19 protein-coding genes are annotated in these 22005 nt (G+C 37.9%); 4 read left to right on the top strand and 15 right to left on the bottom strand.

Features of this window, described 5'->3' with window-relative positions:
• Positions 1 to 378: 378 nt before the first annotated feature.
• The 7 genes from ACFIKY_RS00375 to ACFIKY_RS00345 form a co-directional block, all read right to left on the bottom strand.
• Positions 379 to 906, bottom strand: coding sequence for a DUF6101 family protein (locus ACFIKY_RS00375; protein WP_012754813.1), 528 nt, complete (start codon positions 904 to 906; stop codon positions 379 to 381).
• A 144-nt stretch (positions 907 to 1050) separates the two neighbouring features.
• Positions 1051 to 2460 carry an FAD-binding oxidoreductase gene (locus ACFIKY_RS00370; protein ID WP_375644562.1) on the bottom strand — a complete coding sequence of 470 codons (1410 nt, stop codon included), beginning with the start codon at positions 2458 to 2460 and terminating at the stop codon, positions 1051 to 1053.
• Positions 2445 to 3425 carry an L-threonylcarbamoyladenylate synthase gene (locus tag ACFIKY_RS00365; protein ID WP_375635781.1) on the bottom strand — a complete coding sequence of 327 codons (981 nt, stop codon included), beginning with the start codon at positions 3423 to 3425 and terminating at the stop codon, positions 2445 to 2447. The genes ACFIKY_RS00370 and ACFIKY_RS00365 overlap by 16 nt, the downstream gene beginning before the upstream one ends.
• A complete protein-coding gene (locus ACFIKY_RS00360; protein ID WP_375635838.1) occupies positions 3422 to 4063 on the bottom strand; it encodes a ribonuclease HII in 642 nt (213 codons plus the stop codon). The genes ACFIKY_RS00365 and ACFIKY_RS00360 overlap by 4 nt, the downstream gene beginning before the upstream one ends.
• A 198-nt stretch (positions 4064 to 4261) precedes the next feature.
• Positions 4262 to 5170, bottom strand: coding sequence for a 4-(cytidine 5'-diphospho)-2-C-methyl-D-erythritol kinase (locus tag ACFIKY_RS00355; protein WP_375635782.1), 909 nt, complete (start codon positions 5168 to 5170; stop codon positions 4262 to 4264).
• A gap of 240 nt (positions 5171 to 5410) precedes the next feature.
• Positions 5411 to 6259, bottom strand: coding sequence for a S49 family peptidase (locus ACFIKY_RS00350; protein ID WP_375635783.1), 849 nt, complete (start codon positions 6257 to 6259; stop codon positions 5411 to 5413).
• A 191-nt stretch (positions 6260 to 6450) separates the two neighbouring features.
• Positions 6451 to 7239 (bottom strand): tRNA1(Val) (adenine(37)-N6)-methyltransferase, encoded by a 789-nt coding sequence (locus ACFIKY_RS00345; RefSeq protein ID WP_375635784.1) that lies wholly within the window; start codon positions 7237 to 7239, stop codon positions 6451 to 6453.
• A gap of 180 nt (positions 7240 to 7419) precedes the next feature.
• On the opposite strand from ACFIKY_RS00345, the gene ACFIKY_RS00340 reads away from it, so the two are divergent.
• The 4 genes from ACFIKY_RS00340 to glyS all read left to right on the top strand — a co-directional run bounded on the left by ACFIKY_RS00340 (position 7420) and on the right by glyS (position 13542).
• Positions 7420 to 8496 (top strand): polyprenyl synthetase family protein, encoded by a 1077-nt coding sequence (locus tag ACFIKY_RS00340; protein WP_375635785.1) that lies wholly within the window; start codon positions 7420 to 7422, stop codon positions 8494 to 8496.
• Positions 8497 to 8591: 95 nt separating this feature from the next.
• Positions 8592 to 10286, top strand: coding sequence for a tetratricopeptide repeat protein (locus tag ACFIKY_RS00335; protein WP_375635786.1), 1695 nt, complete (start codon positions 8592 to 8594; stop codon positions 10284 to 10286).
• Between the two features lie 92 nt (positions 10287 to 10378).
• Complete coding sequence (locus ACFIKY_RS00330; RefSeq protein WP_375635787.1) at positions 10379 to 11320, top strand: glycine--tRNA ligase subunit alpha; 942 nt, start codon at positions 10379 to 10381, stop codon at positions 11318 to 11320.
• Entirely contained in the window at positions 11320 to 13542 is a 2223-nt protein-coding gene (gene glyS, locus ACFIKY_RS00325; RefSeq protein WP_375635788.1) for a glycine--tRNA ligase subunit beta, read from the top strand. The genes ACFIKY_RS00330 and glyS overlap by 1 nt, the downstream gene beginning before the upstream one ends.
• Before the next feature lie 119 nt (positions 13543 to 13661).
• Here the strand turns inward: glyS and ACFIKY_RS00320 are convergent, their stop codons facing one another.
• The 8 genes from ACFIKY_RS00320 to ACFIKY_RS00285 form a co-directional block, all read right to left on the bottom strand.
• Positions 13662 to 14156 (bottom strand): F0F1 ATP synthase subunit B, encoded by a 495-nt coding sequence (locus tag ACFIKY_RS00320; protein ID WP_375635789.1) that lies wholly within the window; start codon positions 14154 to 14156, stop codon positions 13662 to 13664.
• An 11-nt stretch (positions 14157 to 14167) separates the two neighbouring features.
• Positions 14168 to 14734, bottom strand: coding sequence for a F0F1 ATP synthase subunit B (locus tag ACFIKY_RS00315; RefSeq protein ID WP_012754801.1), 567 nt, complete (start codon positions 14732 to 14734; stop codon positions 14168 to 14170).
• 131 nt (positions 14735 to 14865) lie between these two features.
• Positions 14866 to 15096 carry a F0F1 ATP synthase subunit C gene (locus tag ACFIKY_RS00310; protein WP_005773968.1) on the bottom strand — a complete coding sequence of 77 codons (231 nt, stop codon included), beginning with the start codon at positions 15094 to 15096 and terminating at the stop codon, positions 14866 to 14868.
• Between the two features lie 54 nt (positions 15097 to 15150).
• The gene (locus ACFIKY_RS00305; RefSeq protein ID WP_375661307.1) at positions 15151 to 15909 is read right to left on the bottom strand and encodes a F0F1 ATP synthase subunit A; all 759 of its coding nucleotides are present in this window, start codon (positions 15907 to 15909) and stop codon (positions 15151 to 15153) included.
• Between the two features lie 7 nt (positions 15910 to 15916).
• Positions 15917 to 16351, bottom strand: a complete 435-nt coding sequence (locus tag ACFIKY_RS00300) for an AtpZ/AtpI family protein (RefSeq protein WP_375661272.1) — start codon at positions 16349 to 16351, stop codon at positions 15917 to 15919.
• A gap of 1078 nt (positions 16352 to 17429) precedes the next feature.
• The gene (gene der / locus ACFIKY_RS00295) at positions 17430 to 18854 is read right to left on the bottom strand and encodes a ribosome biogenesis GTPase Der (RefSeq protein WP_375635791.1); all 1425 of its coding nucleotides are present in this window, start codon (positions 18852 to 18854) and stop codon (positions 17430 to 17432) included.
• Positions 18855 to 18858: 4 nt separating this feature from the next.
• A complete protein-coding gene (locus ACFIKY_RS00290; protein WP_012754797.1) occupies positions 18859 to 19530 on the bottom strand; it encodes a tetratricopeptide repeat protein in 672 nt (223 codons plus the stop codon).
• A gap of 591 nt (positions 19531 to 20121) precedes the next feature.
• Positions 20122 to 21894 carry an SLC13 family permease gene (locus tag ACFIKY_RS00285; RefSeq protein ID WP_375635792.1) on the bottom strand — a complete coding sequence of 591 codons (1773 nt, stop codon included), beginning with the start codon at positions 21892 to 21894 and terminating at the stop codon, positions 20122 to 20124.
• Positions 21895 to 22005 lie beyond the last annotated feature (111 nt).

The following is a 22005-nucleotide window of genomic DNA, read 5'->3' as shown; positions in this document are numbered from 1 at the left end:
CGGTTTCTATTGTTATGAAAGCCGTTTTTACCTCTCCGAGAAAAGCGTTTAACATAACCGATTCCTGCTGCCAATGTATGGTGTCAAAAAACTCTCATTTACAATCATTGACTTCCTCTTTGCCTTAAAGAACCAAAAGTCACACCAAATCCCATCTGTAAACGTCCGGATTCTCATTGAGCGGGTTCCTCTTGGTTCCTACTCATATGCTTCACTTACACAAAGATCGACAAGCAAACTTAAGAATATTCGCCATGTCCTCTAAAAATGCTTCATGTGTGAAGTTTACACGCCTTATATTACCGCCCCAAACAACGATGTTTTACGGCACAACAAGATAAATGCTTACGGTAGTACAAAAATGAATGCATATTAATATTACTGGAGTGCAATTCGATTCGCAATCACCAAACGCAAGCCTAACGGATTGCTATAACGAAGTAAAAAACGCTTTTGTTTAGAATGTGCTGTTGTACCAAAAAAACGATGTAAATCAGAACGATCTTTTACAACCAGAATGCGATTATCTTCATTGATCATAAGCATGGGGAGTCCATAAGTATCCGCCCATAATCGCCAATCCAGAAGAACATTATTCAAATCTCTGGAAACCAAAAGCGGTATACAAGCTTCCTCATCGGCATGAAGTAATTCTAATGCAACAGCTCTTTCTCCTGAACGCGTTTTCACGGTACGTGCTGCAATTCCTTGGAAATGATAAGGGGGTATTAAATGCGATAAGCTTGAAGGCATATCCGTTTTAAAAGAAACACCACGCTCATTTAACGAACAAATAACCTGATTACCCGTTTTGGATGAAAAATATGTCGTCGTTTGTGGCAAATGGCACGGATCTAACCGAAATTCAAGCACCGCTTTTGCCTGATTAAAGCATTGATTAGCCATATACATTATCCCAATTTATCTTAAATAACATACACCCTTTAGCAGCTTTTTCTCATTGGATTATTAAAAGTTTGAATAAAAAACAACAGGTTTCTTTTTTGGTTATTAAAATCTAAACAAAAATACATGATCACTATTCTTGAATTATAATACTTTTCCGGGATTCATTATCCCTAAAGGATCGAGCGTTTTTTTAATCCCTTGCATAATATCCAATGCGACAGGCGATTTAAAAGAACGAAGTTCTTCGCGCTTAAGCTGACCAATTCCATGCTCAGCAGAAAATGCACCTCTATAGTCCATCACTAAACTATGAATGCGATGATTCATTTTTGACCATAACTGCAAGAACACCATCGTATCAGCTCCTACAGGTTGTGTAATGTTATAATGTAAATTTCCATCGCCCATGTGTCCAAAACAAATCACCCGTGCTCCTGGAGCAATATCTTCAACAATAAGCGCTGCCTCAGCAATAAAATCAGGAATAGAAGCAAGTGGGACCGCAATATCATGCTTAATGGACCCTCCTGCTAACTTTTGTGCATAGGATATACTTTCACGCAACTGCCAAAAAAAATCTTGCTGTTTTAAAGATTGTGCAACAATTGCATCTTCTATCACCGCATTCTTTAAAGCTTCTTCTAAAATAATACTCAGTACTGATAACGCCTCATCATCGCCTTGCAATGATGAAATGTTCATTAATACATACCATTCATGCTTCCGCTGAAGAGGAGGCTTCTCACACATCTTATAATCTAAAGCCATTTGCAAACTGAGATTTCCCATGAGCTCAAAACCTGTCAACATCCCTCCTCCATATTTTTGAGCCAGAGATAAAAACTCTAAAGCCTTCGCCGGACTATATAATCCCACCAAAGCAACAGCTTTTCCTTTTATTTTTGGAAACATCTTCAAAACGGCTGCGGTTATAACACCTAATGTGCCTTCTGCACCAATAAAAAGATTTTTCAAATCGTAACCGCTATTATCTTTTTTAACAAAACGCAAATCATCTAAAATACGGCCATCCGGTAAAACAACTTCCAAACCAAGACAAAGATCACGCATATTGCCATAGGCTAAAACAGCTGTCCCTCCAGCATTCGACGAAAGATTTCCCCCTACTTGACAAGAACCTTCAGAAGCCAAAGAAAGAGGGAAAAAACGACCTGATTCATCCACTTTTTTCTGTAAATCCTGTAAAATAACACCTGCCTCTACAACAACAAAATTTCCCTCAAGATTTATAGTTCTAATCTTATTTAATCGTTCCATGGATAAAAGAACGCTCCCTCCTCTTTCATCTGGTTGTTGTCCCCCCACAAGCCCTGTATTTCCACCCTGTGGCACAATCGGTGTGCGTGTTTTGCTCGCTAGCTGCATAATCGATGAGACCTCTGCGCAAGAAGATGGACGTAAAAGTAAAGGTGTTTTTCCATGAAAAAGCCCACGCTCTTCAAGCAAATACGGTGCAATCAACGCTTGATCTGTTATAGCATGCTTAGCACCAACAATTTCTCTAAACCCCTCAATTAATTTCTGCTCCATGTTTGTTTCTCCTTTGGAGCCGCAGCCCGTATAAGACGATCATTGATCGCCTCCCCTAATCCGTATGATGGAATAGGTTCTACTGCGATACATCTCACTTTAAATGAATCTAATTCCTTCATATATTGAAATAAATGAAAGGCTGCCTCTTCCAACTTTCCATCTTCGCTAAGATTTAAAATAGAAACGGCATTTTCAGCCCCCATAACGCGCTTTGAACCAAATGCTAAAAGCGCTTCACCATTTTCCACCTTTTCTACATTCAAACGAATCGTAGCATTGGGAGCATAATGCGACTTTAACATCCCTGGAGCTTCAATCGCCGCCCTTTGATCTATCCGTTTTAAAGACTTCCCCACAATTTCTTCAATTTTATCAGCCGCAAGCCCCCCTGGACGCAAAAGATAAATATTTTCATCACAAATCTTAATAATCGTTGATTCAAGCCCTATTTTAGCAGGTCCTCCGTCCAATATCAAAGGAACAGATTCCCCCAAAGATGCAAAAACAGCCTCAGCTGAAGTAGGGCTAAGACGCCCCGACTGATTCGCACTAGGAGCAGCAAGTGGTCGGCCAAAATGTTGTACTACTTCCGCAAAACGACTGTCTGGAAAACGAACAGCCAAGGTATTCAAACCAGAGGTTGTTAAAGGATGAATATTATGCTGTTCCTTTAAAGGCAAAACCAATGTCAAAGGCCCTGGCCAAAATTCCTCCATTAATTGGCGTGAAAGAAAGTCAATTTTCACATAACGTTCCGCCATTTCGATGCCGCTGACATGCACAATAAGAGGATTAATTTGCGGACGACTCTTTGTAGAAAAAATAGAAGAAATTGCCCTCCCATTGGTTGCATCGCCCGCTAATCCATAAACAGTTTCCGTTGGTAATGCTACTAACTTCCCTTGTTTAAGAAGCGCTATTGCCTCTCTTATCGAAGCACTATTGAGTGGTAGAATCGTCATGACACACCATTTCTATAACACTCTTTTAGTGGTGCAAAACTATAACGATGTAATCCTATAATTGGTCCATATTTATCAAGAGCTGTACGATGCGCTAGTGTTGCATAACCTACATGCTTCTCTAAACCATACCCTTTATAAACTTGTCCTGCACACTCCATCATCCTGTCACGCGTTACTTTCGCAATAATAGATGCGGCTGCAATTGAAACCGAACGCTGATCGCCCTTAATCAACGCCATTGCAGGACAGGACAACTCAGAAGGAATATCACGTCCATCAACAAGGACATAGTGGGCTGGAATGGCTAACCCTATAATACAGCGACGCATTGCTTCTAAAGTTGCTTTTCTAATATTAGATTGATCAATTGTACGAGCACAAAGACTAGCGACTGAAACCGCTAATGCACTTTGCAAAATTTCATGATAAAGTCTATTTCGTTGGAGAAAAGAAAGTTTTTTTGAATCATTTAACCCATTAGGAATATGGTCTTTATCCAAGATAACTGCTGCCGTTACCACAGGTCCAGCGAGAGGCCCCCGTCCTACTTCATCAACACCTGCTATATGAAAAAAACCCTGTTTTTGCAAATCCAATTCGCACGAAAAATTTGGTTGAAGCGGAACATTAAACATCTTTGATAAATCACAATACAACAAACATACATCTATTTCTGTAGCCTGATCATTTTTTGCAAGCATTACAGTTTTAAATGGCTCTCCAAACATTATGCGAATTCTTGCACAAAAGATAAAAAAATACATTTCTTTGGTTACCCTCTTTCACTGTGTATAATAAAATCAGGACGAAATAAAAGCTTTTATATTTATTTATCAAATATTTCCTAAAGTCATGATAGGTTTTACAAACCAATTTGGGTGCATTGATTTGATAAAAAGAGCTGCTTGTTGCGCTGTTTGTTTATTTTTAAAAATGCCAAAGCAAGTTGCTCCCGTTCCAGATATACGGGAAAAAAGAGCCCCACATTCATCTAATACAGATAACACTTCAGCTAACTGAGGTGCTATTTTTAATGCAGAAGAAAAAAGATCATTACGCGTTTCTTGTAAAGCTTCAACCAATGAATCAACACTCTTTAAAGAATCTGTATTAATTTTTAAAGAAGGATTATGACGCTTCTCTAACGCTTTAAAAACAGTTTGTGTTGAAATCTCTTGTCCATGATTAACCAATACTATTGCAAGAGAACAGGCTCCTTTTAGTTGTATCATCTCTTGACCAATTCCTTTGACCAAAAGTGGCTGCTGATATTCTAATGCATAAAGGCACATGGGAACATCAGCACCAAGAACTAAGCTCATTTTTGCTAATTCTTGGTAAGAGCAATCAAGATTCCACTGTTGACGCAACATGCTTATAACCCCAGCTGCATCACCTGAGCCACCACCAATGCCTGAAGCAACAGGTAATGTTTTTACAAGCCGAAAAAAAGCAGGTTGAGCACATTCAGGAAAAGTCTTATGCATAAAATCCCGTGCGCGAATAACCAAATTATCTAAATGAGACACAAGGCCTTTTGCAAACGGTCCCGTCAAAACAAATTGATTATTTTCGCAAGGTGCATAGTGTAGACAATCACCGCTAAGACTAAAATAAACCAAACTTTCTATTAAATGATACCCATCAGAACGTTGCCCCACAACATGTAGAGCTAAATTCAATTTAATAGGTGTAAATAAATAGGAATGTCCTTGGAACGAAGCTTGTACATTTGATATCATATGACGTAATATTCACCTACATAGGGTTCTTTTACAAATTCCCCCTTTTATCCATACTTTTATTAGCACAAACCCTATAAACAGCTTGGAATATTCTTAATCGTTTTCTAAACAAACAATAAATATAAAGAGCACTCATACAAAATAAACGACATGTTCTCATTCGTATCATTTCAAGCCTTTTTTCTTCTAGAATCTGTTTTTAGATAACAATCCCTCTGGCTTGAATAATCCTTTCCATTACAAACCATAACGCTGCCAAAGTGCTCGCTCTTCTGCTGCCATCAATGCACTGTCAACGACTGTATAAACCGTATGTGCCGTCACTCCTGAAGGCGTTTTAGGTCCTAAGAAACTTTTTGGAGGCATAATAAGTCGAAGTTTTGCATCATTACCAAAGCGCTCCTTAATAACAGAACGTACATCATTCAATCCATCAACCAGACCAAGCTCAACGCTTTGTTTTCCACTCCAAAACATTCCTGTAAAGAGATTCGAATCATTTGATAATTTTTCAGCACGGCGTTCTTTAACCAAATCGATAAAAGTTTGATGCACTTCAAGTTGGAGAGATTTCAAATGCTCGATATCCGCCTTTTTTTCTGGCTGAAATGGATCTAATGTAACTTTGTTCTTTCCTGCTGTGTATACACGCCGTTCGATACCAATTTTCTTCAAAAGTTCCGGAAAACCAAAGGAAGCTGAAACCACTCCAATGGAACCAACAATTGAAGAAGGATCTGCAAAAATTTCATCCCCCGCACAAGCAATCATATAACCACCGGATGCTGCAATATCTTCAATAAACACAAGAACCTTTTTATTTTTTTCTTCTGCCAAGTCACGAATACGCTTGAAGATAAAACGCGATTGTACAGGTGAACCACCAGGAGAATTAATAATAAGTGCAACAGCCGGTGACTTTTTGTGTGCGAAAGCCTTCTCTAAAAGATTTGCACACCTACTGAGGGAAAGGGTACGAGATATAGACGCTGATGAATCCATAATTGCTCCTTGAAGGCGCACCACAGGAATTTCAAGTTTATCGGAAGAAAAACGACGTGGAATAAAACTTTTAATAAAATCCATCAAAACAAAATCTCCTTATAAATTAAGAACAATTAAATAGGAAAGGACAACAAAGAGGAAGAACGCGATAATATCCAAAAGCGCCAATCAATCCCCACATTACAAGCAGAAATATAATTTCACCCAAAGTCAAACCTCCCTAACAACAAAGTTTCGACTTTAAATAATAAACTAAAAAACACAAGATACTATTAGAAAAGTTCCCACAAGCTTATATATCCATTATTAATTGCATCAACTTGGGGTGAAAAAGTATGGTCATTACCTTCATGTATAACCAATGCCGGTAAAATAGATAAAGCTGCTCTGCTTCCTCGTTTTGCGTAAAATAAAAGACGAATTGCAGCTGTTTTCGCACGTGCATGCACAGGAATTATACAAATATCACCAAAACGCCCTTCTAAAGCACGCAAGATATCTGTCAGCGATTGTGGACGTGCAATGAGCCCTAAGTATCCACCTGGCTTAACAATGGCCGCTGCACTCCGCAACCAGTTATCAAACATCGCTTCAGACATAACATGTGCTTCAGATTTTTGTTTATCAGGTGTCTTGCGATCAGTAGGATTATTAAAAGGTGGATTCATAATCGCAAAATCAAAGCTATTATCTATCAAACCTGCTTTTATACGGGCATTCCCTTTGAAGGTAACATCTGCTTCTAGCAAACAAACTCGGCTAGCAAATTGTTCATTTTGTTTTAGCATAAGCGTTTTTTGAGCGTAAGATACCATAAAAGCTGAACGTTCAACTAAGGTAACATGAACTTTCAAACAACGCGAAGCAACAGCCAACCCTGCAGCTCCAGCACCTGCACCTAAATCAACAACCTTGCCCTTTAAATTACTTGGAACCAAACTAGCTAATAACATCGCATCCATTCCAGAACGATGACCATATTTATGGGGTTGAACCAAATAAAATTTCCCGCGGTGAAAACTATCAATTGTTTCACCACTCTGATTCGTTGTTTTATCCATTTAAAAGCCTAATGTTCACCTTTATAAACTGCATTTTTGCCATTCAGCTGCTATTTTAAATTTTTTTATTATTTCATAACAACAAGATTACACTCGCTAAAGAACATTTATTGCCAATAACATTCCAAGCTTACACTTCAAAGCGCCATCAAAAGCTTGAGTCAAACACAAACCCCCTTTATGCTAGTAAATAAAGTAAATTTTATATATGTCCATTGCAATACTCTAGGAGTAAACACATTGAGCGCAGCTATCAAACCAGAACAAATAAGAAATAATCAAATTTCTCTTCAATCTCTTGTCAATCTTACTCAAAAAGATATGGAGCGCGTAAATCAATTTATTCTCTCTATGGCAGAATCAGAGGTTGAGATGATCCCTGAAATTTCCAACCATCTTATTTCATCAGGTGGAAAGCGATTACGCCCAATGATTACGCTCGCTTCTGCTCATATGTTCGGTTATCAAAGTGACGGGCATATAAAACTCGCAACAGCTGTTGAATTTATGCATACAGCAACATTACTACACGATGATGTGATTGATGAAAGTAATTTGCGACGTGGAAAATCCACGGCACGGATGATTTGGGGGAATCAAGCAAGCGTACTTGTTGGTGATTTTCTGTTGGGTCAGGCTTTTAAAATGATGGTCGATGTCGGTTCCATAGAAGCGCTCTCTGTCTTAGCGAACGCTGCTGCAATTATTGCTGAAGGAGAAGTTATGCAACTTTCTGCTGCAAAAAATATCAAAACCAGCCCTTCAGACTATCTCAAAATCATCAATGCCAAAACAGCCGCACTTTTTTCAGCAGCCGCTGAAGTAGGACCGATTGTTGCTGGCTATGGACATAAAGAGCGTTCTTCATTACGTGAATATGGAACATCTTTAGGTTTAGCTTTCCAATTGATTGATGATGCACTTGACTATAGCGGTAGTGCTCAAAACTTAGGAAAAAATATAGGGGATGATTTTAGAGAAGGAAAAATAACAATGCCTGTTATTATCGCATATGAACGTGGAAATATAGTAGAAAAAAATTTCTGGAAACAAGCACTTGAAGATGGCAATAACAATAATGAAGCCTTCGCATACGCGCAACACTTAATAGAAAAGTATGATAGTATCACAGATACAATAGAACAAGCACGCATCTACGGAAAACATGCAATTGATGCTCTTATTCCCATGAACGAAAATCTTGCTTACAATGCTCTCGTTGAGACTGTTGAATTTTGTATTGCGCGCGTAAACTGAATTCTTTGCAAGAATCGCAGTATTTCTCAATAAAGTAATGAGATATGATCTATAAACAACACCATCGATTGATTATCTTGAAAAGGATTAGCTCCATGTGCTCTGCAACGGTATCCCGAATTTTTACCCTCTTTATCGTGGGTATCATGCTGATGCCATTCCCCACCTACAGTAAAATAAGCACCGCAATTCATACAAGCTCATTTACAGGTGCTTATTTAGCTGGAAGGGTTGCAAATCATGAAAATAAAACAGAACTTGCTATCAATTACTTTAAACAAGCACTCGTTTATCAACCTGATAACATTGAAACACAAAAAGAGCTCCTTGAAGCTATGCTCTCGGTCGGAAACTTTAAAGAAGCTGTCCAACAAGCCCAAAAACTCAAAGAGCAAGATGTTATAACTCCCTTTGTTTCCTTAACTTTGTCAGTAGAAAGTCTCATCAAAAAAGACTATAAGAATGCCAATTTTCTTCTACAATCAAAAGAACCTCCGAAATCCAATAATCCAATACCTGAACTCATCGGTGCTTGGATTAAATTTGGATCTGGACAAAAATCTCAAGCAATCGCTGATCTTAAGAAACTCAAAGGTCCTGTCTGGTATGACCTTTTTATATCTTATCATCTAGCACTTATGAGCGACCTTGCAGAACAGCCAAAGGATGCAAAAAAATATTTCATTAAAGCACTTAGTAACAAACAGGGGACTCTTATCGCTCCTAATACCTATGAACGTATTATCATAGCCTATGCCTCATTCCAATTGCGCCATAATATGCGTAACCAAGCTCTTCAAACAATCCAACATGGCGAACAAATGTTGTCAGGTCGAGAAGTCCTTAAAAACTTTCGAGAAAAAATTGAAAAAAACTCTTTCTTAGAGAGAGTTATTAAAACACCTCAACAAGGAGCAGCCGAGGTACTATATAATTTTGGAACAGCCCTCAACCACAAAAACTCAGGGCGAATTGCACGTATTTTTAAGCAATTATCTTTCGCCTTATACCCTCAAAATGACGCAACACTGTTTCAGCTCGCACACATTTCTGCTAAATTGAGTGATCCTCATAAAGCAATTAAACTTTATCGCGCTTTATCCCCTAAATCTCCTTATTATAAAGATGGACAACTTCATCTTGCATTCCTTCTTGCCAATAACAATAATTACAAAGAAGCAATAAAATTACTCACATTGTTAAATGAAAAATTTCCCAATGATCGTAATATTTTGATAACGCTCGTTGCTTTTTATATGCAGGACAATAAATTTCTTGAGGCCATTAAAACTCTAGACACCGCTATTGCCCAGATAAAAAACTTTCAGCAGGACGATTGGAAACTCTTTTATCAGCGTGGTATTGCTTTTGAACGTTTAAAGCAATGGCCAAAAGCAGAAATTGATTTGAGAAAATCGCTTGAATTTTTTCCAAACCAGCCGCAGGTTCTTAATTATTTAGCCTATTCCCTTGTAGAACGTGGTGAGAAGCTTGAAGAATCGCTCCGTATGCTGCAAAAAGCTTCCGCTTTGCAAACTCACAACAGTCATATTCTCGATTCTTTAGGGTGGGCTTATTATAAACTAAAAGAATATAATAAAGCAGTGCAAATATTAGAAAATGCTGTCAGATTACAACCTGAGGACCCAACACTGAATGATCATTTAGGTGATGCCTATTGGAAAGTTGGACGTAAACGTGAAGCAATCTTTCAATGGAACCACGCAATTGACGGAAAACCAGAAAATTCTGAACAAATTCAAGAAAAGTTGAAATTTGGTTTGCAATAAACGATGCTTAACCATAAACCACATGAAATAATAAACAGAGAAACTAAAATTACTTTGGTTTTTTGTTTAGTCCAATATAAAGAGTATAAAGCGTGAAACTGCCTGAACATCTTAACCCTAAACGTTCTTTTCAGGGACTAATCTTAACTTTGCAAAATTATTGGGCACACTATGGATGTGCAATTTTGCAACCTTACGATATGGAAGTCGGAGCTGGGACTTTTCATCCAGCAACAACATTACGCTCCCTAGGTCCACGCCCTTGGAAAGTTGCTTATGTCCAACCCTCCAGACGTCCAACAGATGGACGATATGGTAAGAATCCAAATCGTTTACAACACTATTATCAATTCCAAGTACTTCTCAAACCCTCTCCGCTCAATCTACAAGAACTTTACATAAAGTCGCTACAAGCTATCGGACTTGATACAAAACTGCATGATATTCGCTTTGTTGAAGATGATTGGGAAAGTCCCACCCTTGGTGCTTGGGGGCTTGGATGGGAATGCTGGTGCGATGGGATGGAAGTCTCTCAATTTACTTATTTTCAACAAGTTTGTGGCATTGAATGCGCTCCAGTTTCAGGGGAACTCACATACGGTCTTGAGCGTCTAGCGATGTATATCCAAGGGGTTGATAACGTCTATGACCTTAACTTTAATGGTTTGGAGGGAGAAAACAAAATAAGTTATAGAGATATTTTTTTACAGGCAGAACAGGAATACTCATATTACAACTTCGAATTTGCTGATACAAAATTGCTACATCAGCATTTTATCGATGCAGAACGCGAATGCAGGGCACTTCTTGATGCTGGAAAACCAAATAAAGAAAATATATTACATCGCTGTGTTTTTCCTGCCTATGATCAATGTATTAAAGCGAGCCATATCTTTAATCTTTTGCAAGCACGTGGCGTTATTTCTGTAACCGAACGACAAAATTACATTCTTCGCGTTCGTGATCTCGCGCGCCGTTGTGGGGAAGCCTTCTTACTCACAGAAGCTGGACAAATATATACTGGAGAAGCCTAATGTCTGATCTTCTTCTTGAACTTTTCAGTGAAGAAATCCCCGCACGTATGCAACGAAAAGCTGCTGCTGATCTCAAAAAATCTGTTACAGATCAACTTGTGAATGCTGGATTGATCTATGAAGCTGCTCGTGAATATTGGACACCTCGTCGGCTAACATTGGACATACGCGGACTTTCCATACGCTCAAAAGATATCCATGAAGAACGAAGAGGTCCTAGTATAAAATCACCACAGCATGTAATTGATGGTTTTCTACGTGCAACAGGATTAAACGATATTTCTGAAGCACATATTGGACATGATGATAAAAAAGGTCATTTTTATATTGCTAAAATTGTTAAAAAAGGTCGAGCTGCAGAAGAAATTATTGCCGATATTTTACCGAATATTATCCGCAACTTTCCGTGGCCGAAATCTATGCGTTGGGGAAAAGATTCAGCACAAAGTGGTGCTCTGAAGTGGATTCGACCCTTACAAAACATTCTTTGCGTCTTCGGACCAGAAATTGGTGAAACACATGTTATTCCGTTTACAATTGGTTCTCTTAAAAGCAATAATTTAACTTATGGTCATCGTTTCTTAAGTGATGGAAAGCCATTTCAAGTGCGCCGCTTTGATGATTATGTTACTCAACTTGAAACCCATAAAGTCATTCTGGATGCCGAGAGACGAAAGAATATTATTTTAGCTGATGCCCAAAATCTCTGCTTTGCCAACGGTTTAGAACTAGTTCAAGACAATCCCCTCCTAGAAGAAGTTGCTGGTCTTGTTGAATGGCCTGTTATCCTGATGGGTGATTTTGACCAATCATTCCTTGATATTCCTCCAGAAATTATTCGCTTGACCATTCGAGCTAATCAAAAATGTTTTGTTACCCGTAAACAAGGAGAAAAAGTAAAACTTTCTCATCATTTTATTCTCGTTTCTAATATTCTTTCAAATGATGAAGGCAAAGAAATTTCAAAAGGAAATAGTAAGGTTGTCCGTGCCCGTCTTTCTGATGCACTTTATTTTTGGCAAACCGATCAGCGTGATTTGCCTGATATTCAACAATTAGAATCTTCTATAAAAAAATTTGATCTTGATATAAAAAAACCTCTCGATCAAAGAATGGCGCGACTTGATCATTTGAATGTAACTTTTCATGCTAAATTAGGTACGCAAGGTGCAAGAGTAGAACGCATTGCTACACTCGCACAAGAAATTTCACCTTTGATACAGACAGATCCTCTTTTAGCAAAACGTGCAGCAATCCTTGCAAAAGCTGATTTGCAAACAGAAATTGTCGGAGAGTTTCCTGAACTACAAGGGGTTATGGGGCAAAAATATGCCCTTCTTCAAGGGGAAGATCCTCGCGTAGCTGTAGCAATTGAGGACCATTATAAACCTCAAGGACCAACAGATCGTCTTCCACAAGAACCGCTTGCTATAACCGTTATGCTCGCCGACAAAATTGACATGCTCGTTGGCTTTTGGCTCATTAATGAAAAACCAACGGGCTCAAAAGATCCCTATGCGTTAAGACGAGCAGCACTGGGAGTTATTAGGCTTGTACTTTCGCGAGATTGGAAAATCAATCTTATGCCACTGTTTCAGTTAGCAATGAATCTTTTCTTACAAAAAAAAAATAAATATGAAATCTCTCAAAGAGAAAATTCACAATTGCTGAATCTGCTTCCAGAAAAAACAGAATATATTTTATCAGACCTGTTATTCTTTTTTCATGACCGTTTGAAAATCTATCTAAAAGAGGAAGGTGCTCGTTACGATGCCCTTGAAGCCGTTTTAAATAAAGATTCTGATGATTTTTTATTGGTTGCACGTCGTGTCGAATCGCTTATCGCTTTTATCAATACCCATGATGGAATGAACTTTGTAGCCTCTGTAAAACGTACTGCCAATATTCTTGAAAATGAATTTCAAAAAAGCACAACAATAGTGAATGAAATTAATCCTGAGCTCTTTGTCGAGAAAGAAGAAAAGCAGCTCTATCATGCAATTTGTGAAGTAGAAAAACAGGTTCTTGCTCCCATCAATGCGACAAATTTATCATTTGTACTCAGTGTGCTAGCGCCACTTGGAAAATTGATTGATATATTTTTCGAAAAGGTATTGGTGAATGATAAAAAACCTGATGTTCGTGCTAACCGTTTTGCTCTTCTCAAACGTATTCACATTATTACACAATCGGTTGCGGACTTTTCAAAACTTGTCATTTAGAATCAAAATGTCCTATTAATTGATAAAAATAATGAAGATAAATTTTTTTATGACTTTTATTAATGAATCTTGAGAAAATTATGCAACCAAAGAGGACATTTTTTATCTCTCAAATATCATTAATTAAGATATGTTTTCATTTTGATAAATGATTCTTTCTCAAGAGACTCTTTAATAAGTTCGTCTGCCTTGTCAGAATCTAATTCCTTTGCAATAAGGATACGTGCTGTAGAAATTGCCAAATCAATAGCCGATGAAGAAACCATGCGTATCGCATCCGCTTCTGCTTGAGCAATTTTTTGCTCTGCCAATTTATTGCGGTTTTTTACATATTCTTCTGCTTTTGTACGAGCCTCAGCAATAACAGATTCAACTTCATGTTTTGCTGCTGCAATAATTTCTTGCGCATCTTTTTCTGCTTCTGCATGTTTGCGTTGATATTCAGCCAATATTTCCTGTGCCTCTTCACGAAGACGCAGAGCCTCATCCAGCTCATCTTTGATACGCTTCGCGCGCGCATCAAGATGGTGTATAACCCTCTGTGGAATTTGGAAATAGACTAAAAGAGCTAAAAAAAGAACTAACCCAACAAATGCCCAAAAAGTATCAGTCATTTTTGTCTTCCTCAATAATCCGCTGTTTTAACAACTGAACGAACAGCCTCTTTGCTGATATCAACGTCAATCAATTTTTTCACAATTTCAAGAGCCACTTCTTCAGCGATAGAACCAACATTTTGCATCGCCTTATCCCGAATTTTTGCTATCTGTTTTTCAGCATCTGCGAGTTTTTTTTCTAAACTCTCTTCAATTTCTTTCCGTTCAAGCTCTGCTTTTTCTTTTAATTCTTCACTAGCTACCTGCGCTATAGCATGCGCTTTCAAACGCGCTTCTGCTAATTTCCGCTCATAAGTTTCAACAACAATGTCTGCTTCCTGCTTCATGCGCATTGCCTGATCTAAATCAGATGCGATTCGATCTCGCCGCGTTTCAATAACACCACCAATACGTGGTACAATTACACGAGAGATAAAAAGATAAAAAAGTCCGAAAGAAATCGCCAACCAGAAAAAATGCGAACCAAAATGTACAAAATCAAAAGGCGGAAACACGCGATTTGCATGTTCTGCCACCTTTTTAATATGTTCTATCGACGTTTCAGTGTTCTGTGCATAAGCGCTTGAAACAAACATCTTCTTTCATCCTTTAAATAGCTTATTAAAGCCCTCTATAACCGATGATAACTGACTGACATCTCTCTGGTTAAGAGCTAAAAGGGTAAATCTTTCCTCATGCAAGAACAGATATACCCTTTTGATGATGATTAAACCCCAAAAAGAAGTAGTAAAGCAATGAGCAGTGAAAAAATTCCCAAAGCTTCTGTTACAGCAAAACCAAAGACAAGACGTCCAAACTGACTATCCGCTGCTGATGGATTTCGTAATGCACCAGAAAGATAGCTACCAAAAATATTACCAAGTCCTAAAGCTGTTCCAGCCATACCAAAGCAAGCAAGACCAGCGCCAATATATTTTGCTGCAAGCACCATTTCCATGTTATTCTCCTTTAAAGCGAAATTGCATTATTCGACGGAAAACCGCCAGTTCTATTAATGTCCTGGATGAATTGCATCATTAAGATACATACAAGTTAAAACCGTAAAGACGTAAGCCTGAAGAAATGCGACCAAAAACTCAAGAGCAGTAATCGCTACAGTCATAATAAGCGGTAAAACCGAACCACCCACACCTACGAGTCCTACCCCAATCATTGAAACAACAAACCCAGAAAACACTTTGAGCGTAATATGACCAGCAAGCATATTCGCAAAAAGACGAAGAGAAAGACTAATTGGACGGGAGAGAAAAGAAATAACCTCAATCATTGTCACCAGAGGCAAAACCACAACAGGAACTCCACTGGGAACGAACAGTTTCAAAAAACTGACCCCATGCTTATAAAAGCCATAACCAATCACCGTCAAAATTACCACCATTGCTAACGAAAACGTGATCATGATCTGCGATGTAACCGTATAAAAATAAGGAAAAAGACCAATAAAGTTAGCAACCAAAATAAAAGTAAACAGAGAAAAAACTAAAGGAAAAAACTGTATTCCCTGTACACCAGATGATTCCCGCAGAGTCGATGCTACAAACTCATATGCCATTTCCGAAAGAGACTGCATCCGCGTTGGAACCAATCCACGACTTGATGATGAAATGAAGAGAAAAATAGAAGTTATAACAACCGTGAGAACTGTAAACAATGATACATTTGTAAACGATAAATCCATATTTCCTATGGAAATCTTAATCAGCCTTGAAACCTCAAACTGATGAATAGGATCTGGAGCGTGCGCTGTCACTTCAACCTCATTTATCGGACCTCTCATTGGCCCCTTTATCTTGTTTATCTTGGCGCAATACGCCTTTTTTTCCTAATTGACTGGAGGAAACATACCCCACAAACCGAAGAATACTCACTACACCAGCAGCAAATCCAAAGAAGAGAAAAAATACCAATCCCCAAGGATACGAACCTGCTAACTTATCAAACCCTAACCCTAAAATAACACCAACTATAACACTCGCCAGAAACTCACTGGAAAGCTTAATTGCATTTGCCATCCCTCCTTGTGATTTTTCTCGCTTATTCTTATGCTCCCGCTTCTTTAATGCCCGCTTGCGCACTAAAGCTACGCTTAAGTTCCTACTACGACATTCCAAATCCTCTGAATGAAGACACTCTCCTTGCTTTTCCTCTTCAGCCTCCTTACGGCTTATAACGGGTTTCTCGCCCACCGCCATCATTGGCTCCTTAATTAAAAAGCAAAGTAAGAATGCATTTCATAAAACCGTGTGCATCATATTGTTCCCGAATTTATTCGTCAAGATACTAAAAGAAATCTATCACAAATTATCGTATAAATTTTATTGTATAAATAACGTATTTTTTAATTTACATCTTTCTTAAAAAGATATTCTGAGCACCTAAACCGATTTCACGACAGCACCCGTGAATGTATAACGAAAAGTTCCCGTGAATGATATAAAACTCATAGAACAGCCACTTTTACGCTTAACAAAAGGTGTAAACTGATACCATCTTATTTTCCAGCTCCCAATGTTATATCAATTCTAGTTTTGAAAGAGAACATAGAAAGCTAAAAACAGTATGAGAGCGTTGTTTTGTTCCTTTTATTCAAATAAACTTGCACTTTTTATTTTATGAAAATGATCAATGGTTTTTATATGATCCTATTCGCAAAGTATTTTACATATGCCATCACAGAACCCATCACTCAATGAGCTTGAGGGTATTAAGAGAGGTTCCTTTAAATACGATAAATCTAAAATTTCAAATAGGTCAAGCCAATAGAACACAATAAAATTTAAATAAAATCACCATACTACTTTATACAATTTTAATCCACTTTTTTGAATTTCGCCCTTTACAATTGAATATCGGTAGATTCAGCAAATATTTTTGCTTTTTATTTAGACAAACTATCGTAAGCAAAAGCGCTTATTCATAATCTTTATTTTTATAAAACGATAATTTAATGCTTCTTTTCAAACGAGCATCATAATTGTATTTCCCTACCCTCATATTTGCATCTATTCTTGCATTTAAATAACCCATTAAGAGGATGATGTACTCTTTCTTAAATACTCCCTATTAAACTCTTCTCATAACATGCAAATAAATGATCTTTATCAAGATGAGAGAACTCTATTCAATAGCGCTCATGGTAAATGATTATCAATAAAATTAAAACTTTAGCAAATAAAAATTTTTTCTTTTATGAAAAGAACGATCATTGAAAAAACTTATTTTTAAGATTCTTAAGTATAGATTTCATCACTTAAAAAAATTAAAGAGTTATCATTTCTTTTTGGAACGTGTCGCAAAAGGATTATCAGAGGCTCGTAATGATATGCGAACGGGTATACCAGACATATCAAATGTTTCACGTAACCCATTGACAAGATAGCGCAAATACGACTGTGGCATACTTTTGGGGCGCGAGCAAGAAATCATAAATCCAGGAGGACGTGTCTTAACCTGTGTGATGTATTTAACCTTAAGTCGACGTCCAGAAACCGCAGGAGGTGGATGATGTGCAACAACAGTTCCAAGCCATTGGTTCAATTTAGCCGTCGAAATGCGACGATTCCATACACGGTGCATCATCATGACATTTTCCATCAGTTTATCAATCCCTTGACCATATTGTCCTGATAAAGGAACAGCTCTCAAACCACGAACTTGAGGAAGAAATCGCGCACATTTTTCATGCAAATCAATCAATGTGGTCTGACTATTTTCAATAAGGTCCCACTTATTGAAAGCAATAACTGGAACACGCCCTTCACGAATCACAAGATCAGCAATTTGTAAATCTTGCTTTTCAAAAGGTATCGTTGCATCAAAAACAATGACCACCACTTCTGCAAAACGAATAGCACGTAAAGTATCTGCAACAGATAGTTTTTCTAATTTTTCTTGAATTTTCGATTTTCGACGTAAACCTGCAGTATCAAAAAGTTTAATATGACGACCACGCCATTCCCAATCTACAGAAATAGAATCACGCGTAAGTCCTGCTTCTGGTCCTGTTAACAAGCGCTCTTGTTTCAACATACTATTGATAAGAGTGGATTTTCCTGTATTGGGACGCCCTGCAATTGCAATCCTAATGGGCTTACTTTCATCGTAAATAAGCTCTTCTTCTTCCAAATCGTTTACATCATCACCAACAGATGCAAGCTGTATCGTAATATCTTCTTCTTTGTTGTTGCCAAAAGCATGCTCTGACCCCACAGCATCTATAATTGCATCACGCAGATCACTAAGTCCCAAACCATGTTCAGCCGATATTAGGCACGGCTCCCCCAAACCTAATGACCACGCCTCATACTCTCCTCCTGTTGCCGCTCTTGACTCAGACTTATTAGCAACAAGCACAATTGGCTTTCCTGATTTGCGAACCAATGAAGCAAAATTTAAATCACTTGGTGTTATCCCGCTCTTTGCATCAAATACAAATAAAATAAGATCCGCTTCATCAATCGCAGCTTTTGTATGAGAACGCATACGCCCCTCAAGTGTATGATCACCTGCTTCTTCCAGCCCAGCCGTATCAATCACATCAAAACGTAGATCTTGAAGTTTTGCCGCATGAATACGTCGATCACGTGTTACACCAGGCTTATCATCAACCAAAGCCAATTTTTGCCCAACCAAACGATTAAATAGTGTTGACTTCCCAACATTGGGACGACCAACGATAGCAATGGTAAGGCTCATCGATTTATTCCTTATTTGCCTTGCCCTCAGCTTGTATCAGCTCAAGCATTATTCGAGCCCGATCTGTTATTTTTGAACCCAAAGCACCTTTTTCAGAAATTTTCTTAAAATAATAAACCGCCTCATCCATTTTATCCGCCTTATAAGCAGCTAAACCTAAAGCCTCTCTTGCAGACATATGCATAGGATCGGTATCACTTGTCATATCTTTGATACGCTTTTCAACATCAGCTAATGTCCCTGTATCAACTAGGATATAAGCCGCCCGAATTTTTGCAACTTTCTGCAAAATCTCTGGTGCTTTCTCATCCGCTGCAACAGAATCAAAAATCTCCACTGACTTAATAATGTCACCCTTCTCCATGAGTAAAGAAGCCTCACGTAAACGAGCAAGAAAAGGATACCCCCCAAAATGAGAGGTTTTAACAGTTTCTAATTGCTTTATCGCTTTATCAAAATGACGTGTATCCGCAAAATCAAGACTTTTTACAAATGCATCACCAATATAACCGGCTTTCTTTATTTGCTGATGATGGTAAATTTGATAAGCAACTATCATGAGTATAAAAAGAATAGCTGCTCCAATAATTGAAAAACCATACCGCCTCCAAAAAGCAAGCGCCTTTTCCTGACGAAATTCTGCATTCACTTCAGCAATAAAACTATCATACGACATATATCATACCTTGAAAAAAGTTACTTTCCCTGTGCTTTTACGCATAAATGGACAAAGATGGTAGTCCTAATTAACTAAAAATCTTTAAATTGCTCGTTTATTTATTTTAAATCAACATGTAGCCAAATCAATCAGATTTTTGCAACACTCTTAATCGAAAATGATGCAACCGCCCTGTTGTTCACATTACAGCTTTTATATAGCTTTTATATATTGTCTTGAGTCTTATAAAAAATTCACTGCTTTAATATCTATCATGATTGCCTATCATCTCAAGCGGACTTGCTCCCCATTATATAGAGAGATAATCTTTTAAAGTCTTCAACACAATCGTTGATAATATTGGATTGTAGAATTACAATAGAAAAACCAATTCTTTAAAAACTTGAACAAAAAGTAAATTTTCACGAATACCTACTAAAACCAAATAGATAAATTTTACCTGTATAAAAAATACCGAAGCGCCATGATAAAGTGTGGTATAATTTCAAATCTGCAGTTAAAGCTCTTTATACAAAATGTATCCCTTCAACTTATCTTCATACGATTAACAACCTTTTGTAATTGATCCTTAAATTTTCTAAAAATATCCTATTGTAAGGGCCAAACCCACATAAGCATTGGAACAGCAATAATAACGATCAACACCGCCAATGGAGCACCCAAACGTGGATAATCACTAAAACGATATCCTCCTGGTGCCATCACGAGCATATTACTTTGATGTCCAATAGGTGTAAGAAACTCACAGCCCGCACCAATTGCAACAGCCATCAAAAAAGCTTCAGGCTTATAATGTAGGGAATGAGCAAAACTTGACGCAATTGGTGCTACCATCATCACTGTTGCTGCATTATTCAAAAATGGCGTGACCAACATAGCTGTCACCAACATAAGTGCTAAGGCACCAGATGGCGGGAAAAATATTGCCAATTGGCTCAGCCATTGACCAATGAGATCCGTACATCCTGTTTTCTCTAACGCTTCACTTACTGGAATAAGAGCCGCTAATAGTACTAATATTTGGCCATCTAATGCCTGATACAGATCACGCGCGGGCAAAACGCGAAAGATAACCATTGCAGCAGCAGCAGAAAAAAAAGAAAACGCAACGGGAACAATATGAAAAGCTGTAAAAATAATTGCTATAAATAAAACAGCTAAAGAGATGAAACCATGTCGTAAATTTCCAAACACAATATTTCGTTTTGCTAGGGGCAGGCATTTCAATTCTCTTAATAAATTTGGAATAACTGCATCCTGTCCTTGCAAAACAATCACATCGCCAAGATGGAAAATAATATCATCAAGTCTTCCCCGCACCCTTTCATGTTGACGACTTAATGCAAGCAAATTTACATTATAGTGATCAAATAGGGAAAACTCTTTCGCACTAATACCAATAAGAGGTGAATTATGGGTGATGACTGCTTCAATAATATCGATGTCACTGTCCTTATCACCTGCAGCAATAGTTCGCCCCTTAGAAAACTCTAAACGAGCAGAGTTCATCACGCTATCTAACCCTGTATGCGACCCTTCCAGCAAAATAATATCATTTTCAGACAAAACAAAATCTGGTAACGGTGAAATAGATACTTTGTTTCTGATGATTTGAATCACCATAACGTCACCACTTGATGGCTTAACCAAATCAACAATATTTTTCCCTATAATCGGTGAATTTATTGGAATACGCACTTCTGCAACATAATTACGAATATCAATGGCATCATCAAATGATACACCTGAACGCACACGTACAGGCAAAAGCCAATAAAAAAAGACTAAATATACAACACCAGCCGCCGCAATAACCGCACCAACTGGTGTAAAATCAAACATAGTAAAAGGTGTTCCTGCTAAACGTTCTTGCATCGCTGAAATAACAACATTGGGAGATGTTCCTATCTGTGTCATAAGCCCCCCCAACAAAGAACCAAAGGCCATGGGCATCAAAAAGACAGAAGGAGAAACCTGAGAACGACGTGCAAACTGAAAAGCTATCGGAAGCATAATAGCCAAAGCACCAATATTTTTAACAAACATTGATAATACAACAACAGAAAGAACTAAAAAGGCTAATTGAAGACGCACAGATTTCACGTCTGTCCATATCCGTTGAATAATAAATTCCATTATACCAGAACGCGATACGGCCGTACTGACAACAAACACACTCCCCACGATAATAACAATATCATTACTAAAACCGCTAAAAGCTTCCTTCGGACTGACAAGACCAAGAGCACAAGCTATTAATAACGTACAAATAGCAACAAGATCATAACGAAATCGATCCCAAATAAAAACAACCATCATGAGACCAATGATCGAAAAAGCCATTATTTGATTTTCTGTCATAACACTCACCTCTCCCCATTAAATTATAATGCACAAAAACATATTTTTTATGTTTTAAATATTCCTATAAACAGCAGCAAGATAAAAACAGACATCGGAATATTTTAGGAT

This window comes from Bartonella sp. CR127HXZ (genome assembly GCF_042194555.1).
Taxonomy (GTDB): Bacteria; Pseudomonadota; Alphaproteobacteria; order Rhizobiales; family Rhizobiaceae; genus Bartonella; species Bartonella grahamii.
Note: the sequence above shows the minus strand (reverse complement) of the source record. Positions and strands in the feature narration are given on the sequence as shown.

Bases quoted from the DNA above. Each gene is read 5' to 3' on its own strand.
- ACFIKY_RS00310 (WP_005773968.1), bottom strand. From the start codon at position 15,096: ATGGAAATGGTGCTTGCAGCAAAATATATTGGCGCTGGTCTTGCTTGC.
- ACFIKY_RS00355 (WP_375635782.1), bottom strand. From the start codon at position 5,170: ATGATATCAAATGTACAAGCTTCGTTCCAAGGACATTCCTATTTATTT.
- ACFIKY_RS00365 (WP_375635781.1), bottom strand. From the start codon at position 3,425: ATGACGATTCTACCACTCAATAGTGCTTCGATAAGAGAGGCAATAGCG.
- ACFIKY_RS00370 (WP_375644562.1), bottom strand. From the start codon at position 2,460: ATGGAGCAGAAATTAATTGAGGGGTTTAGAGAAATTGTTGGTGCTAAG.
- ACFIKY_RS00345 (WP_375635784.1), bottom strand. From the start codon at position 7,239: ATGGATAAAACAACGAATCAGAGTGGTGAAACAATTGATAGTTTTCAC.
- ACFIKY_RS00375 (WP_012754813.1), bottom strand. From the start codon at position 906: ATGGCTAATCAATGCTTTAATCAGGCAAAAGCGGTGCTTGAATTTCGG.
- glyS (WP_375635788.1), top strand. From the start codon at position 11,320: ATGTCTGATCTTCTTCTTGAACTTTTCAGTGAAGAAATCCCCGCACGT.
- ACFIKY_RS00285 (WP_375635792.1), bottom strand. From the start codon at position 21,894: ATGACAGAAAATCAAATAATGGCTTTTTCGATCATTGGTCTCATGATG.
- der (WP_375635791.1), bottom strand. From the start codon at position 18,854: ATGAGCCTTACCATTGCTATCGTTGGTCGTCCCAATGTTGGGAAGTCA.
- ACFIKY_RS00300 (WP_375661272.1), bottom strand. From the start codon at position 16,351: ATGGCGGTGGGCGAGAAACCCGTTATAAGCCGTAAGGAGGCTGAAGAG.
- ACFIKY_RS00335 (WP_375635786.1), top strand. From the start codon at position 8,592: ATGTGCTCTGCAACGGTATCCCGAATTTTTACCCTCTTTATCGTGGGT.
- ACFIKY_RS00320 (WP_375635789.1), bottom strand. From the start codon at position 14,156: ATGACTGATACTTTTTGGGCATTTGTTGGGTTAGTTCTTTTTTTAGCT.
- ACFIKY_RS00350 (WP_375635783.1), bottom strand. From the start codon at position 6,259: ATGGATTTTATTAAAAGTTTTATTCCACGTCGTTTTTCTTCCGATAAA.
- ACFIKY_RS00290 (WP_012754797.1), bottom strand. From the start codon at position 19,530: ATGTCGTATGATAGTTTTATTGCTGAAGTGAATGCAGAATTTCGTCAG.
- ACFIKY_RS00315 (WP_012754801.1), bottom strand. From the start codon at position 14,734: ATGTTTGTTTCAAGCGCTTATGCACAGAACACTGAAACGTCGATAGAA.
- ACFIKY_RS00360 (WP_375635838.1), bottom strand. From the start codon at position 4,063: ATGTTTAATGTTCCGCTTCAACCAAATTTTTCGTGCGAATTGGATTTG.
- ACFIKY_RS00340 (WP_375635785.1), top strand. From the start codon at position 7,420: ATGCTAGTAAATAAAGTAAATTTTATATATGTCCATTGCAATACTCTA.